The organism is Enterococcus sp. 7E2_DIV0204, from assembly GCF_002140855.1.
GTDB classification, from domain to species: domain Bacteria; phylum Bacillota; class Bacilli; order Lactobacillales; family Enterococcaceae; genus Enterococcus_L; species Enterococcus_L lemimoniae.
Genome location: NZ_NGKY01000001.1, coordinates 247,473 through 260,771, shown reverse-complemented (window position 1 = coordinate 260,771; position 13,299 = coordinate 247,473). Strand labels below are relative to the sequence as shown.

Annotated in this window: 13 protein-coding genes; 12 read left to right on the top strand and 1 reads right to left on the bottom strand. The window is 37.6% G+C overall.

Annotated elements, in window-relative coordinates; translation table 11 throughout:
• Positions 1-681 precede the first annotated feature (681 nt).
• From A5819_RS01275 to A5819_RS01260, 4 genes are all read left to right on the top strand, one after another.
• Positions 682-1,224 (top strand): hypothetical protein, encoded by a 543-nt coding sequence (locus A5819_RS01275; protein ID WP_086280777.1) that lies wholly within the window; start codon positions 682-684, stop codon positions 1,222-1,224.
• A complete protein-coding gene (locus tag A5819_RS01270; protein WP_086280780.1) occupies positions 1,221-1,469 on the top strand; it encodes a hypothetical protein in 249 nt (82 codons plus the stop codon). The genes A5819_RS01275 and A5819_RS01270 overlap by 4 nt, the downstream gene beginning before the upstream one ends.
• 466 nt (positions 1,470-1,935) lie before the next feature.
• Positions 1,936-2,862, top strand: coding sequence for a hypothetical protein (locus A5819_RS01265; protein ID WP_086280784.1), 927 nt, complete (start codon positions 1,936-1,938; stop codon positions 2,860-2,862).
• Between the two features lie 176 nt (positions 2,863-3,038).
• Positions 3,039-3,986 (top strand): DUF975 family protein, encoded by a 948-nt coding sequence (locus A5819_RS01260; protein WP_086280787.1) that lies wholly within the window; start codon positions 3,039-3,041, stop codon positions 3,984-3,986.
• Between the two features lie 99 nt (positions 3,987-4,085).
• Here A5819_RS01260 and A5819_RS01255 read toward each other — a convergent pair whose 3' ends face one another.
• Positions 4,086-4,784, bottom strand: coding sequence for a TIGR00266 family protein (locus tag A5819_RS01255; protein WP_086280790.1), 699 nt, complete (start codon positions 4,782-4,784; stop codon positions 4,086-4,088).
• Between the two features lie 221 nt (positions 4,785-5,005).
• Between A5819_RS01255 and A5819_RS01250 the strand changes: the two genes are divergently transcribed.
• The 8 genes from A5819_RS01250 (at position 5,006) to fdhF (ending at position 13,286) form a co-directional block, all read left to right on the top strand.
• Positions 5,006-5,233 carry a DUF1858 domain-containing protein gene (locus A5819_RS01250; RefSeq protein ID WP_086280793.1) on the top strand — a complete coding sequence of 76 codons (228 nt, stop codon included), beginning with the start codon at positions 5,006-5,008 and terminating at the stop codon, positions 5,231-5,233.
• Between the two features lie 3 nt (positions 5,234-5,236).
• A complete protein-coding gene (locus tag A5819_RS01245; RefSeq protein ID WP_086280794.1) occupies positions 5,237-6,562 on the top strand; it encodes a DUF438 domain-containing protein in 1,326 nt (441 codons plus the stop codon).
• A 224-nt stretch (positions 6,563-6,786) separates the two neighbouring features.
• Positions 6,787-7,362 (top strand): molybdenum cofactor guanylyltransferase, encoded by a 576-nt coding sequence (locus A5819_RS01240; protein ID WP_086280797.1) that lies wholly within the window; start codon positions 6,787-6,789, stop codon positions 7,360-7,362.
• Between the two features lie 26 nt (positions 7,363-7,388).
• Positions 7,389-8,198, top strand: a complete 810-nt coding sequence (locus A5819_RS01235) for a formate/nitrite transporter family protein (RefSeq protein ID WP_086280800.1) — start codon at positions 7,389-7,391, stop codon at positions 8,196-8,198.
• The gene (locus tag A5819_RS01230; RefSeq protein ID WP_254907182.1) at positions 8,176-8,769 is read left to right on the top strand and encodes a hypothetical protein; all 594 of its coding nucleotides are present in this window, start codon (positions 8,176-8,178) and stop codon (positions 8,767-8,769) included. Before A5819_RS01235 ends, A5819_RS01230 begins: the two co-directional genes overlap by 23 nt.
• Positions 8,766-9,254 (top strand): NAD(P)H-dependent oxidoreductase subunit E, encoded by a 489-nt coding sequence (locus tag A5819_RS01225; RefSeq protein WP_086280806.1) that lies wholly within the window; start codon positions 8,766-8,768, stop codon positions 9,252-9,254. Before A5819_RS01230 ends, A5819_RS01225 begins: the two co-directional genes overlap by 4 nt.
• Before the next feature lie 11 nt (positions 9,255-9,265).
• The gene (locus A5819_RS01220; protein WP_176271334.1) at positions 9,266-10,564 is read left to right on the top strand and encodes an NADH-quinone oxidoreductase subunit F; all 1,299 of its coding nucleotides are present in this window, start codon (positions 9,266-9,268) and stop codon (positions 10,562-10,564) included.
• Position 10,565: 1 nt separating this feature from the next.
• On the top strand, positions 10,566-13,286 hold the full coding sequence (fdhF, locus tag A5819_RS01215; RefSeq protein ID WP_086280809.1) for a formate dehydrogenase subunit alpha: 2,721 nt from the start codon (positions 10,566-10,568) through the stop codon (positions 13,284-13,286).
• The last annotated feature ends 13 nt before the right edge of the window (positions 13,287-13,299 follow it).

Genomic DNA, 13,299 nt, shown 5'->3' with positions numbered 1-13,299 from the left:
GAAGTTGGGACAGAAGTGTCTAGTCTCGATAAATAAGCCAGCATTCACGAAAATTGCCAAGAATCACAGTAAGTTTATGAACTGATGATGATTAGTACCTACTTGGTGTTCCCCGAATTTTTGTGAATGCTGGTTTATTGTTTCCGAAGCCTTTAAATCTTAGTGTTTCAGCACTTAGAAAATAAAGGAAGCAAGATGTCCTTCAAACACCTTGTATTGTGCATCATCGAATCACTTCATTTTTCGTGATTCACAGCAATTTGCAACAATGTGATCGAAACGAAGTGTAGTAGTTGCTTTTGCATCTCCGGTTCTCGTTTCACTACGATCCTCGAATCATGGAAGACCGTTTGCTCCCGTCGTTTATTCGGGATTAACGTGTTTAACAAAAAGAAAACTAACTTTTGAACCGCCCCCCAAAAGTTAGGCTTATCAAGAGGGGAAAAATTATATAGGGCTAGTATTTTATCAAGAAATCAGTTACTTTATAATTAATAAGCTATGATTTATTTAGATGCCATGTGGCAGGGATATGACTCGCTGAGTTGTGTCCTAGCCACATTTTTGTTTGGACTCGTGATTATTTCATTTTAAGTTTGGCAGGTTATTCTAAAATTTTTTATTTTGTGCTATTATTATGTATAATTGTAAAAAATAAATTAATTTAAGGAGTGCAATTGAATGGAAATGGTAGATATGTTAGGGAAACTGAATTTGAGCTCTAGCACAAAGAATAAAATAGATCCTACTCAGATTTCAGTAGAAAAAAATGTTATTGCATTTGACGATCGAACGATTCAAATTAGTAATGTTTCGCAATTATTTGTGGCAGAACCAGATTCAAAAATACCTTGGCTAGCAGCTTTATTGTTTATTTTTTTTACAGGAGGCTTTGCTCAAGGTTATTTTTGGGGCATATTAGGAATGATCATCACCGGTTTTTATATATTTTTAGTTATTATGAGTAACTTAAATAAAGGATATTATATCTATGTCAATTTAAATTCTGGTTTTACTTATTTGATCCATTGTGAAAATGAGGCATTTGCGGAACGAGCGCGTGGTGTGATCGAAAATTGTATCAATGATGTGTATAGTAAAGAAAAAGTAGTGATCAATATGAAACAAGAAAATATTCAGATCGATAATCAAGTCATAAATATGGATCAAAGTATCAATGATAGCACAGTCGTATCTGGTGATAATAATGAGGTGAAGAAATGAAGATAAGAGGAAATGATTTTGGTGGTATCAACAATTCAACTGTTGTGATTGGCAATAATAATAAGGTTACAAATGGAACGAATGAGGAAATCGATTGGGAGCAATTCTCTGCAGAGGTTATGATAACGTTTACAAAACTTCCACAAGATAGTAAAGAGTTTCGAGCTTGTTCAGAGTTATTAATGGAATCGACTTCAAAGGATGAAGGAAAGGTTGCGGCATTTTTGAAAAAGCATGCAGCGTAATTTAGCTCTGATATTTTCAGTAATTTAGCAAGTACACTTCTTGCAGATACGATCAAGAAGCTGATGTTTTAATAGATAATCATTATTTTGTGGTGCGAACCCTAAGTGACCATGAAATCAAGTGAGTGGATTGAAATAATGGGGGAATATGGCCAAGGAGTAAAAGCGGAAAGTCTCACTCTGTTTAGGGTGAGTAGATTGAAATAATGCACCTTCTGAAGTATCAACAGTCAACGTAGAGTCTCACTCGATTTAGAATGAGACTCGATTCAAACAATCTCAAGAAAAATCATCGCTTCCAGTTTTTATTTCATTAGTAGGACAATTAAAATAACTTAATAAATCTAGCCATTTATTTTTTTGTCAGAAAATATAGACAAAGTTAAATACTTTATATAACATAGTAGTTATCATTGTTAATTATAACGTTGGTACAAAAAGGGTTAAATCAAGGAGGAGTCAAAAGATGAAAAAAATAGTGAAATCATCAATGGTTGTGTTGGCATTAGGATTAGGACTGTCGATTGGTTCATCTGAAGAAGCAGAAGCGATGTATGAGTCACCTTATTCTTATTTTAATGATTATGGCATAAGGCAAGGTTTATTTTCTGATGTCGACGCCTTTTATTCTAAAAGTTATCGCGCTGAAATGGAACAATTAATGGAGAAACATGAAAAGGGCTTGATTTCTGATGATGAATTCGATAAGTTATCTGAGCAATTAACTGAATCAGATGAAAAAAATCTACTTGAAAGAGCAACACTATTTGATCATTACGGACTAGTGAAAAAAGCAGATATCCAAAATATAACGCACTTTGATACAGATTTTGAAGAGTATTCTTCCCTTGCTGGAATGGAGCAAATGACAACGCTCGAACAGATTCAGGGAGAAGGTGGGAACTTTAATAGCTTTAGGGAACTTGCAGCGTTAAAAAAATTGAAGACTGTTATGTTAGAAGCGAATAATCAACTAACGTTAAATAGTTTTAAAAATTTAAAAGATTTAGAAACAATTCGATTGTTGTTTGATGGCTATGAAGATAATGAAGAACAACGTAGTCGAGTGTACACACAAGCATTACCAACTGATATTTCTGCCTTATCTAATTTGGATAAGCTAAACAAGATAGAAATCAGTGCTCGCGGCAGAATGGCTACGGTCACATTAAAAAAAGGGACAACTTCCTATCAATTATTTGATCCAATCGTACCATCAAAACAATTTGAAGGAGCTACAATGAAGTATTCTTCGGATAGTGAAAGTGATGAATGGCTGGAATGGAATAATTTAAACGGAGATGAACAATACTTGGCATTTAGTTGGCGTATAGAGAAAGGCCCAAACTTTTCTTATGCTGGCGAAGGACAAATCCCAATTCGTTGGAAATAACCAACATATAAACTCACTGACAAGCGCAGTGAGTTTTTTAGATGGTGACATTATTTCTCAGAAATTTTAACAATGATCCAAGGAATTGAGTGAGCACGGCAATAGATTACAAGGTATAATTAAAAAAGCGATAAAATACATAGTAACTTCTATAGAAGTTAAAAGGAGAATGAAATATGATTCGAAGTGAGTTGAAAAAGAAGGCCCAAAAACATCTGCATGGCTACTATGGAAACTGGAGCTTGTTAGCTATTATTCCAAGTGTTGCCTTATTTATCTATTTCTTTTTTATAATGACTCTGATCCAAGTGCCAGAAAATACGGTGAACCAGTCAAATAACTACCAATCTTGGCAAGATGACTATTCTGCAAAATCAAATCGCTCGAATACTGAGTACCAAAAGGGGTATGATGACGGCTATTTTGATGGTTACGATGAAGGTTATGATGATGGACTTTATCAAGAGGATGATTATGACGAAAATGTTTATGATGGAAAAAATTTGGACTCTATTTCTTATAAATCAAGTTTATCACCAGTGAAGAATACGACACGAACGGTTACCTATACACAAACAACAACAGTTGAAACACGTTTTAGCGGCTTCTTCGTCTTTTTATTTGGGCTACTGTTATTGCTTGTCACTATTTTGTATCGTGGTATGGTGCAATGGGCAGCGATCGATAATGTGGAAGGTCGTAAATTTAACCTTAAATCGATCTTTACAACTTTTATTAGTGAAAATGGTAAACGAACAGTGAGTGCTAATCTACTCGTAACGATCTATGTTTTTTTATGGTCATTATTATTTGTAATTCCCGGTGTAATTAAACAATTATCTTATGGCATGACAAACTATTTATTGAAAAAAGACCCTGAATTAACAGCAAAAGAAGCAATGCAACTTAGTCAAGCCTTGATGCAAGGCTATAAATTAGAATATTTAATTTTTTCTTATTCGTTTGTTTTGTGGCAATTTGCAACATTCTTTAGTTTTGGATTAGCTAGTGTCTATGTTATTCCTTATTATGGTGTGTCGGAAGTGTTGTTTTTCGATCAGATCATTGCAGAGAAACACCACCTGTTTTCACAAGAAAAAGAAGCGGGATTTGCTGATTTCTAGAAGAATAAATAAAAAAGAAGAGGTTGGAAAAGAAGCGTTTATTCGGATCCAAAGAGCCTGAAACATAACTTTTTGAGTTATGTCCCAGGCTCTATTTTTTTATGAACCGGTACTAACAAAAGGGCTGATCAAACCAGCTAACCCTTCAATATTTCTTGTCTGGATCATGATTGTTCCAGTGCCATGAAATTCATTGACGACACCTTCACCTGTTGTAAAACCAAAAATACCTGAAGCGACTTTAATGTTATAATCCAAGGATTCTGACCAAGCAACAACGTGCTGATTATCTACTACAAAAGGCTTGGTACCATCTAAATGAATTTCGACGATATCCCCGTAACTATTGATCAACAACGATCCGGAACCAGATGTTTCCATCACGAATAATCCACCAGTTCCACCAAAGATTGCACCACTAAGTTTTTGACGTTTCATATTGTAAGACACGCTAGCATCACAAGCTAAAAATGCACCTGTGTTTAAACGCCAATGTTCAGAGCCTACTTGGAGTTCTTTGATGGCGCCTGGAGTTGCTGGTGCTAAAGCCACTTTTGCGGTATCCGTTAAACCGGATGCTTTTGTGATAAAGAAGCTTTCTCCGCTGGACATTGAACGCCCCAAGGCACGAATTGCGCCGCCTAAACCTGACTTTCCGTTGCTGTTCATTTTTCCTTCAAGATTGATCTCACCATTGTGATAGACCATTGCACCGCTCTCTAATTGAATACTTTCTCTTGTTCGTAAATCCACTTCAACCAATGGAAAAACAGTATTTTCTGTCATTTTGTACTGCATAATACCAACCTCCTAAGCTATTTCTTTTATTAGTATACCTTATATACAGTAGGATTTCTTCAGAATTAGTTGATTTTTCTAAAAGAAGCAACTAAGGGAGTTCCCTAATAATCCTGTTTTTGTAAAATAATCTCAAAAATATCGTGCATTTTATCACAAATGAAGTATAATGATTTTAAATGAGAATCGTTCTCAATAAGTGCGAAGGAGTGAGAACAAACATGAAAGAGATTGACTTGAATCAGTCTGTTCAGCAAATGGTAACCACTTATCCAGAAACAGCGCAAATCATGTATGAATTAGGCTTCAAAAGTATTTTAGAGCCAGGTATGTTGAAAACTGCGGGACGATATATGACCTTAGTAAAAGGGGCAAAAATGAAAAAAATTCCTATGGAAACAATCAAAGCAGCGTTTGCTGCCAACGGATTTATTTTGAAAGGAGCATAATATATGACTACGACGACTGTTGAGCGTCAGAAAAAAATTGTTGAAATCCTATCATTATTGCATCAGGGAGGTTCATTTGAACAAGCTAAACAGATGTTTGATCAATCATTTGATGGGATCGATGTTTCAGAAATTACAGCAGCTGAGAAAGCGTTGATTTCCAGTGGCTTAGATCCAAGTGAAATTCAAAGCCTGTGTAATGTTCATGCAGCGGTGTTTAAAGGGGCAATCAATGATATTCATCGCTCTAATTATGAGCATGAACAGCCAGGTCATCCTATCCACACATTAAAATTGGAAAATCAAGTTATTCAATCGCTATTGGTTGATGAAATTATGTGGGTTTTTAGTAAAATCGAAACAGGTGACTGGAGCTTACGACAAAGACTTTTAGCTGCTTTGGAAGATTTGCAGAATATCAATCGCCATTATACGCGAAAGGAAACACTGATTTTTTCTTATATGGAAAAATATGGCATTACGGCACCTCCTAAAGTAATGTGGGGTGTGGATGATAGTATCCGTGAAGCCCTAAAGTCAGTGATCGACTATCTAAAAAATGAAAAAGCAGCTATCAATCCATTACGTGAAAAACTTGAATATATCCAAACCGAAATCGAAGAAATGATATTTAAAGAAGAAGAAATCATGACCCCGATGACGTTGGATGTTTTCACATTAGAGGATTGGGAAAAAATTGCTCGCGATAGTCAAGATATTGGCTATGCTTTTATTGCGGAGCCATTACCTTGGAAAGCTAGTGCAGCTGCGAGGGCAAGTGAACAAGAACGAGAACCGCAGCGCTTGGCAGCTGTTCAACAAGCACAAGCCAATACAGCAGCAATCAAAGAGGGAATGGAGATAAAAAACGAGTCCATTCATGAAGAAAATGAACAGTATTTTGATTGGGAAAGTACTGGATCTGAGGCAAACGTAGTTTTGCCAACAGGCGTATTAAATCTTGAAGAGCTAGTTTCGTTGTTCCAAGTCTTACCAGTTGATTTAACATTCGTAGACAAAAATGATCGGGTTCGCTTCTTTTCAGAAGGAAAGAACCGAGTCTTCCCTCGAACAACTTCTGTGATTGGGCGGGAAGTCATCAATTGTCATCCGCCAAAGAGCATGCACATTGTCCAACAAATTTTAGATGATTTTCGTGCTGGTAAAAGAACGGACGCTGATTTTTGGATTGATATGCGTGATAGAAAAATTTATATTCGTTACTTTGCTTTAAAAAATGATCAAGATGAGTATTTAGGTTGTTTGGAAGTCACGCAGGATATTACAGATATTCAAACAATCAGTGGACAAAATCGTCTTTTAGATTAAGAAAAATAAAATAGACTATAACTTTTAGTGTCTGAGACTGAGTGCTCAGGCATTTTTTTGTGGAATAAAAACAGAAAAATTCAATTCAAGGTAAGAAATACTAAAATAATAATTGACTTGTTGGTAGGATGTTTTATAATAGAATAAAAGTTGTTGCTAAAAAATATTTTTTAGTCATTATAAAAATTTAGTTTTTAGATCAGTATTAAAGTGAGAGGTGAAGCATTATAAACCAGATAACCAATTGTACTGCCGTCGTTTTATGTGGCGGGAAAAGTTCTCGGATGGGCTTTGACAAATCCTTGCTGCAACTAGATGGAGAGTTTATGTTGCTTAGAACGGTGAAGCAGTTAAAAAAAATCTTTCCAGAGAGTTTATTAGTGACAAACAAACGAAGTAAATTTCCACCTGCTTTTTCTCATGTTGCAATACTAGAAGATCACTATCCAGAAAAAGGCCCACTTGGTGGTTTAGTCACGGCATTAGAAAATATAAAAACAAACTATTTATTTTTACTAGCTTGTGATATTCCTAACTTGAATATTGATTTGATTCGAAAAATGGCAAAATCTATGGAGTCATATGACATAGTTATTTGTAAGCAAGAAAATCGTTTAGAACCTTTATTTGCTTTTTATCATGTTACTTGTTTGACTATTTTAAAACAGCAACTTCAGACAAATGATTGGCGTATTAGAAAAGAGTTTGAGCACTTTTTGGTCAAAGTAGTTACCTTGGAATCGTCTTTTGGCTTGGAGAATGTCAATTCGCCTAAAGAATTAATGTTATGGAATCAATGAAATTGTCTATATGAAAGGAGCTTCAGATGGATTTTGAGAGTAGTCAAGATGTAGTCACAAGTTTAGGAGACAAAGCAGCAGCGAAAACTCAGTTATCTTTTATTCGATTGAGTATTTTAGGAATCATGGCGGGCTTTTTTATCGCCCTAGGATATTTATCATTTATTAGAATCTCAGGAACGATGCCGAAAAGTTGGGGAGGTTTCTCAACATTTTTAGGTGGGTGTTTATTTCCAATTGGATTGGTAGCGCTTACTTTTGTTGGCGGTGAATTGGCAACGGGGAATATGATGGTTATGACGCTAGGTGTTTTGCAAAAAAAAATCAACAGTAAAGAGTTGCTTTATAATTGGCTGATTGTTTTGCTCACAAATTGTATTGGTGGCTTTTTAGTGGCTTATTTCTTTGGTCATGTTGTTGGGTTGACGGAAGGAGCATTTTTAGAAAAGACTATTTCAGTTGCTCAAGCAAAAATCGCAGATCCGCCACTTGTTGCATTTATTTCGGGTATAGGCTGTAATATTTTTGTCTGCTTAGCCGTTTATCTTGGTGCGATGGGCAAAACGTATCTTGGTAAAATGTTTGGTCTGTGGTTTCCAGTGATGGTTTTTGTTGTTTGCGGATTTCAACATGTGGTCGCAAATGCTTTTATCATACCAGCAGCTATTTTTTCAAATGCGAGTGGGATTCAATGGTCGGACTATCTTGTCAATACAGTTTTTGTTTTTTTAGGAAATGCGGTTGGCGGTAGTTTATTTTTGGCAGTTCCATTGATGTTTGTAACGGCTGAAAAAAAGGAAGCGAGTGAGCCTGATGGTATTTACGAAAAGTATTGAGGTCCACAATATGATCCAAATTGGTTCGACGGGACGTAATAGTGGCAAGACGGCAATGGCTAAAAAGGTTATTGCTGAAAATTATCAACGGTTTACAATCTATGGTTTAAAAATCATAACCATTAGCGGTGCTCGTGGCAAATGTCAGCGTGGCGAAACAGGATGCGGGATTTGTACAAGTATTGATGAAGGATATGAGTTGATTGAAGAATCGAATAGTGTTGGTTCAAAGGATACGATGCAATTATTAAAAGCAGGCTGCAAAAAGGTTTACCTATTAAAAGTTTTTCATGATCATTTGTTAGAAGGCTTTTTAACTTTTCTACAGTATGTCCCTAGAGATACCTTAATCGTTTGCGAGTCGAATTCCATTCGTGAAGTGGTTAAACCTGGTTTGTTTGTAATGATGAATAATCAAAAAAGCTTAAAAAAAACGGCAGCCAAGGTGATCGATCAAGCCGATATTATTTTGGAAACGCCTAAGTTAGTTCGTTCATTTAATCTAATCAAAGCAAAAAACGGTGTTCGCTTTTCAGAGAATGACGTGGAAAATAGGAGAGAAAAAGTATGAGTTCATTAAGTTTAGCAGAAAAGGAAGCGATTATTTTAGCAAATGATTCTGACCCACAGCGTATCCTAAATATGTTGATTGCCATTCAATATGGCTCCGAAGAAGGGTATATTGATGAAGCAACTGCGCAGCTAGTTGGGGATCATTTGCATTTATCCCAAGCCCGAGTGTACGAGATTTTAAGTTTTTACGCTATTTTAAAAACAGAGCCGCAAGCAAAATATGTCTTAAAAATTTGTAATAGTACACCCTGTCTTTTTACAGGTGGAGCGATGTTAGCAGAGGTTTTGGAGACGATTTTAGAAGTTCCAGCAGATGAGCCAACACCGGATGGACTGTTTATGTATCATAGTATTCCTTGTATTGGTGCCTGTGATAAAGGACCTGTAATCAAAATCAAGGATACCGTATTTGCTGATTTGACGGAAGCGAAGGTTTATCAATTGATCGATGACCTCCAGCGTGGATGTTATCAAGAGCTATAGGAGGAAGAAAAATGATCAAACGAAATCAACCGGTATTATTAGAACGTGTTAATAAGATGAGGCAGGCGACAAATGTTGGTGAATATCAAGAATACCAAGGATTTTCAGGGTTGTTAAAGGCAATTGAAATGGATAAAGAGGCTATTTTGGATGAACTAGATTTAGCGCATTTACGCGGACGCGGTGGAGCGGCGTTTCCATTAGGAAAAAAATGGCGACATTTATATGGGGCCAAAGGCGATACAAAATACATTGTCTGTAATGCCGATGAAGGGGAACCTGGAACGTTTAAGGATAAAGCGTTATTAAAACATGATCCTTTGAGTGTCATTGAGGGCATGGTGATCGCTGGCTATCTCTTTTCCGCTAAAGCAGGGTATATCTATATGCGGGGGGAATATTTAGGCATTCAGAAAATTTTTCAAGAAGCCTTGGATAATGCTGAAAAAGCTGGTTTTTTGGGAGAAAATATTTTAGGAATTCCAGGTTTTAACTATAATATCACGATTATTTCAGGTGCTGGAGCGTATGTCTGTGGAGAAAATTCAGCTCTTTTAAATTCGATTGAAGGCAAAACGGGTCGACCAAGAGTTAAACCGCCCCATTTAGCAGATGTTGGTTTATATCTGCAGCCAACGCTAGTGAATAATGTTGAATCATTTGCAGGGATTCCTGTGATTTTACGTGAAGGAGGGCAAGCTTATCGTGATCTTGGAACCGAAGATGGTGGCGGCACTAAACTGATTTGTTTGTCTGGTCATATCAAAAATCGCGGTTTATATGAAGTAAATCTTGGCACGTCGCTGCAAGATATTCTTTATTCTGAAGAATACGGTGGTGGTTCTTCAACAGGCCGACCGTTGAAATTTATTCATTTTGGTGGCCAATCTGGACCGATTGGGGCAGTTCAAAATCTTGAGGATTGTATCTATTCCTATGAAGGATTGTGGGATAAGGATTTATCAATTGGTTCTGGTGCGATCGTTGTGATGGATGATCAGGTGAGCATCGTTGATTATTTAGTGCAGGTCGCTGCCTTTTTTGCACACGAATCTTGTGGTAAATGTACACCTTGTCGCTTAGGCACAACACGAATTTTGGAGCTTCTGACAAAATTCAATAACCAAACGGCTGTTGTTGGTGATCTTGAACGACTTGAAAAAATGTTGATGCATGTGACGAACCTTTCCGCGTGTGGATTAGGTCAGTCTGTTGCCAATCCGATGAAAAGCGGTTTAGCTTATTTTCCAGAGGAATTTGAGGCTGGTATCCGTGAAGCAGTTACACCAGTAAAAGGGGGGCTTTGGTAAGATGGAAACAAAATTAAAAACAGCAACCATTACGATGTCGATCGATGATCAGCAGATTACTGTACCAAAAGGAATAACTGTATTAGAAGCGGCATCAATGTTGAATATAGAAATCCCTACACTGTGCCATTTGAAGGAATTAGCGCCAGATGGTTCATGTCGGATGTGTACAATTGAAGTCGAGGGTGGCCGAAAAGGTGGGTTGACCACTGCTTGTACTGCTCATTGCCAAGATGGCATGGTGGTTCACACAAACTCTCCAAGAGTTAATGATTCCCGCCGCTTTGTTTTAGATCTATTGTTGAGTAATCATAAATTAGACTGTTTTTCTTGTGGGAAAAATGGGGACTGCAAGTTACAAGATTATTGTTTGGATTATGGCATCGATGATACGAGCTTCACGGATGGTAAACGAATGCCTTGTCATCAAGAAGATACGAGTAATCCATTTTTTGATTATGATCCAGAAAAGTGTATTATGTGTAGGCGTTGTTCTAAGGTCTGTCAGTTACGCCAAGGACGAGATGTCATTAGCATTGCTAAACGCGGTTTTGATACGAAAATGACCCCTAGTTACGGAGCTGCTTTTGATCAGTCACTTTGTGAGTCTTGTGGAAATTGCGTTTCAGCTTGTCCAACAGGTGCCTTAGTGAGTAAAGATCATAAAACTTATCGGGAGTGGGAGACAAAAAAAATTCCGACCACTTGTCCGCATTGTGGGACTGGTTGCCAAATGAATCTTGTGGTGAAAGGAAATAAATTAGTTGGTGTTGAACCAATCAATGGCGCTGCAAATAAAAATCTTTTATGTGTGAAAGGTAAGTTTGCTTCGTATAAATTTGTAGGTTCTGGTGATCGTTTAACGGAGCCGTTGATTAAACGTAATGGTGTTTTTGAACCAGCAACCTGGGATGAAGCATTGAGTTTAGTTGCGGACAAATTTAATCAATTGAAGGCCGATCATGGTCCAGATTCTTTAGCTGGTTTTTCGTGTTCACGGTCGATCAACGAAGATAATTATGTTTTCCAAAAAATGATGCGGGCGGCTTTCGGTACGAATAGTGTGGATAATTGTGCCCGGGTTTGTCACTCTGCTTCTGTCCATGGTTTGGCCCACACATTAGGATCAGGTGCAATGACAAATCCAATTGCAGATATTACGACAGATGTTGAGGTGATTTTATTAGTTGGTTCAAATCCAGAAGAAGCTCATCCAGTGATTGGTTCACAAATTCGTCAAGCGATGCAGCGCGGAGCAAAAGTGATCGTGGTCGATCCTCGTAAAATCGATTTAGTCAAAAATTGTGAACTTCATTTACAAATTCAAGCTGGAACCAATGTAGCTTTCGCCAATGGCATGATGCATGTGATTTTAAAAGAAGGTCTGGCTGATCAGGCCTTTATCAAAGAAAAGACAGAAGGCTTTGAAGCGCTGGAACAACTTGTTGCTGAGTATACACCTGAAAAAGTTGCAGAAATTTGCCATATCGAAGCAGATGACTTGATCAAAGCGGCTAGATTATATGCGAAAGCAGAAAAAGCGCCAATCATTTATTGTTTAGGTGTGACCGAACACTCTACTGGAACTGAAGGGGTTATGAGCATGTCGAATATGGCAATGCTCGTTGGAAAAATCGGGAAGCCAGGTTGTGGCGTTAATCCTTTGCGCGGGCAAAACAATGTTCAAGGAGCCTGTGATATGGGATGTATGCCGTATGATTTTCCAGGATATCAAAAAGTTGCCAATCCAGAAGTAATGGCGAAATTTGAAAAAGCATGGGGAGTTAACTTAAATAAAAATGTTGGGCTGACCTCGACCCAAGTCTTACCGGCTGCGACAGAAGGAAAAATCAAAGGGTTGTATATTTTTGGCGAAGATCCAATCGTAACCGATCCTGATACCACTCATGTACGGAAAGCACTAGAGAATTTAGAATTTTTTGTTGTCCAAGAATTATTTATGACGGAAACGGCGGCATACGCAGATGTAGTGCTTCCAGGAATTAGTTATGCTGAGAAAGATGGAACCTTCACGAATACTGAAAGACGTGTTCAACGAGTGCGTAAAGCAGTTGAACCGAAAGGTGAAGCGAGAGAAGATTATGCGATTTTCTGCGATGTGATGACCCGACTTGGCTACCCAAGCCATTATGACTCGGCTAAAGAAATCATGGATGAAATTGCTAGTCTTACACCAACTTTTGGCGGAATCAATTATGACCGATTAGAAGTAACCGGTGGTTTGCAGTGGCCTTGTCGCACACCAGAAGATCCAGGTACACCAATCATGCATGTTGGCGAGTTTACCCGAGGTAAGGGATTATTTATGGCAATTCCCTATAAAAAATCTAGAGAACTACCTGATGAAAGTTATCCTTATCTAATGTCAACAGGCCGAATGCTTTATCATTACAACACCCGGGCAATGACAGGTCGAACGGAAGGAATCAATCAGCTTGCGAATCGTTCCTATATTGAAATCAACACAGTGGATGCCAAGCGTTTAGGCATCAAAGAAGGCGACAAAGTCAACGTGAAATCCAGAAGGGGAACCATTGAAACCTATGCGGCTGTTGGAAACCGCGTTTTTCCACAAGAAGTCTTTATGACTTTCCATTTTCCAGATGGAAACGTCAATGAATTGACCAATGCTGAATTTGATGATATCGCAATCATTCCTGAATATAAAGTATGTGCTGTTGATATTACACCTGTCAGGTAAAAGGGAGTTGTTT

What these genes read in the sequence shown, in the direction of transcription:
- A5819_RS01275 (WP_086280777.1), top strand. Translation starts at nt 682, where the DNA reads ATGGAAATGGTAGATATGTTAGGGAAACTGAATTTGAGCTCTAGCACA.
- A5819_RS01270 (WP_086280780.1), top strand. Translation starts at nt 1,221, where the DNA reads ATGAAGATAAGAGGAAATGATTTTGGTGGTATCAACAATTCAACTGTT.
- A5819_RS01265 (WP_086280784.1), top strand. Translation starts at nt 1,936, where the DNA reads ATGAAAAAAATAGTGAAATCATCAATGGTTGTGTTGGCATTAGGATTA.
- A5819_RS01260 (WP_086280787.1), top strand. Translation starts at nt 3,039, where the DNA reads ATGATTCGAAGTGAGTTGAAAAAGAAGGCCCAAAAACATCTGCATGGC.
- A5819_RS01255 (WP_086280790.1), bottom strand. Translation starts at nt 4,784, where the DNA reads ATGCAGTACAAAATGACAGAAAATACTGTTTTTCCATTGGTTGAAGTG.
- A5819_RS01250 (WP_086280793.1), top strand. Translation starts at nt 5,006, where the DNA reads ATGAAAGAGATTGACTTGAATCAGTCTGTTCAGCAAATGGTAACCACT.
- A5819_RS01245 (WP_086280794.1), top strand. Translation starts at nt 5,237, where the DNA reads ATGACTACGACGACTGTTGAGCGTCAGAAAAAAATTGTTGAAATCCTA.
- A5819_RS01235 (WP_086280800.1), top strand. Translation starts at nt 7,389, where the DNA reads ATGGATTTTGAGAGTAGTCAAGATGTAGTCACAAGTTTAGGAGACAAA.
- A5819_RS01230 (WP_254907182.1), top strand. Translation starts at nt 8,176, where the DNA reads ATGGTATTTACGAAAAGTATTGAGGTCCACAATATGATCCAAATTGGT.
- A5819_RS01225 (WP_086280806.1), top strand. Translation starts at nt 8,766, where the DNA reads ATGAGTTCATTAAGTTTAGCAGAAAAGGAAGCGATTATTTTAGCAAAT.
- A5819_RS01220 (WP_176271334.1), top strand. Translation starts at nt 9,266, where the DNA reads ATGATCAAACGAAATCAACCGGTATTATTAGAACGTGTTAATAAGATG.
- fdhF (WP_086280809.1), top strand. Translation starts at nt 10,566, where the DNA reads ATGGAAACAAAATTAAAAACAGCAACCATTACGATGTCGATCGATGAT.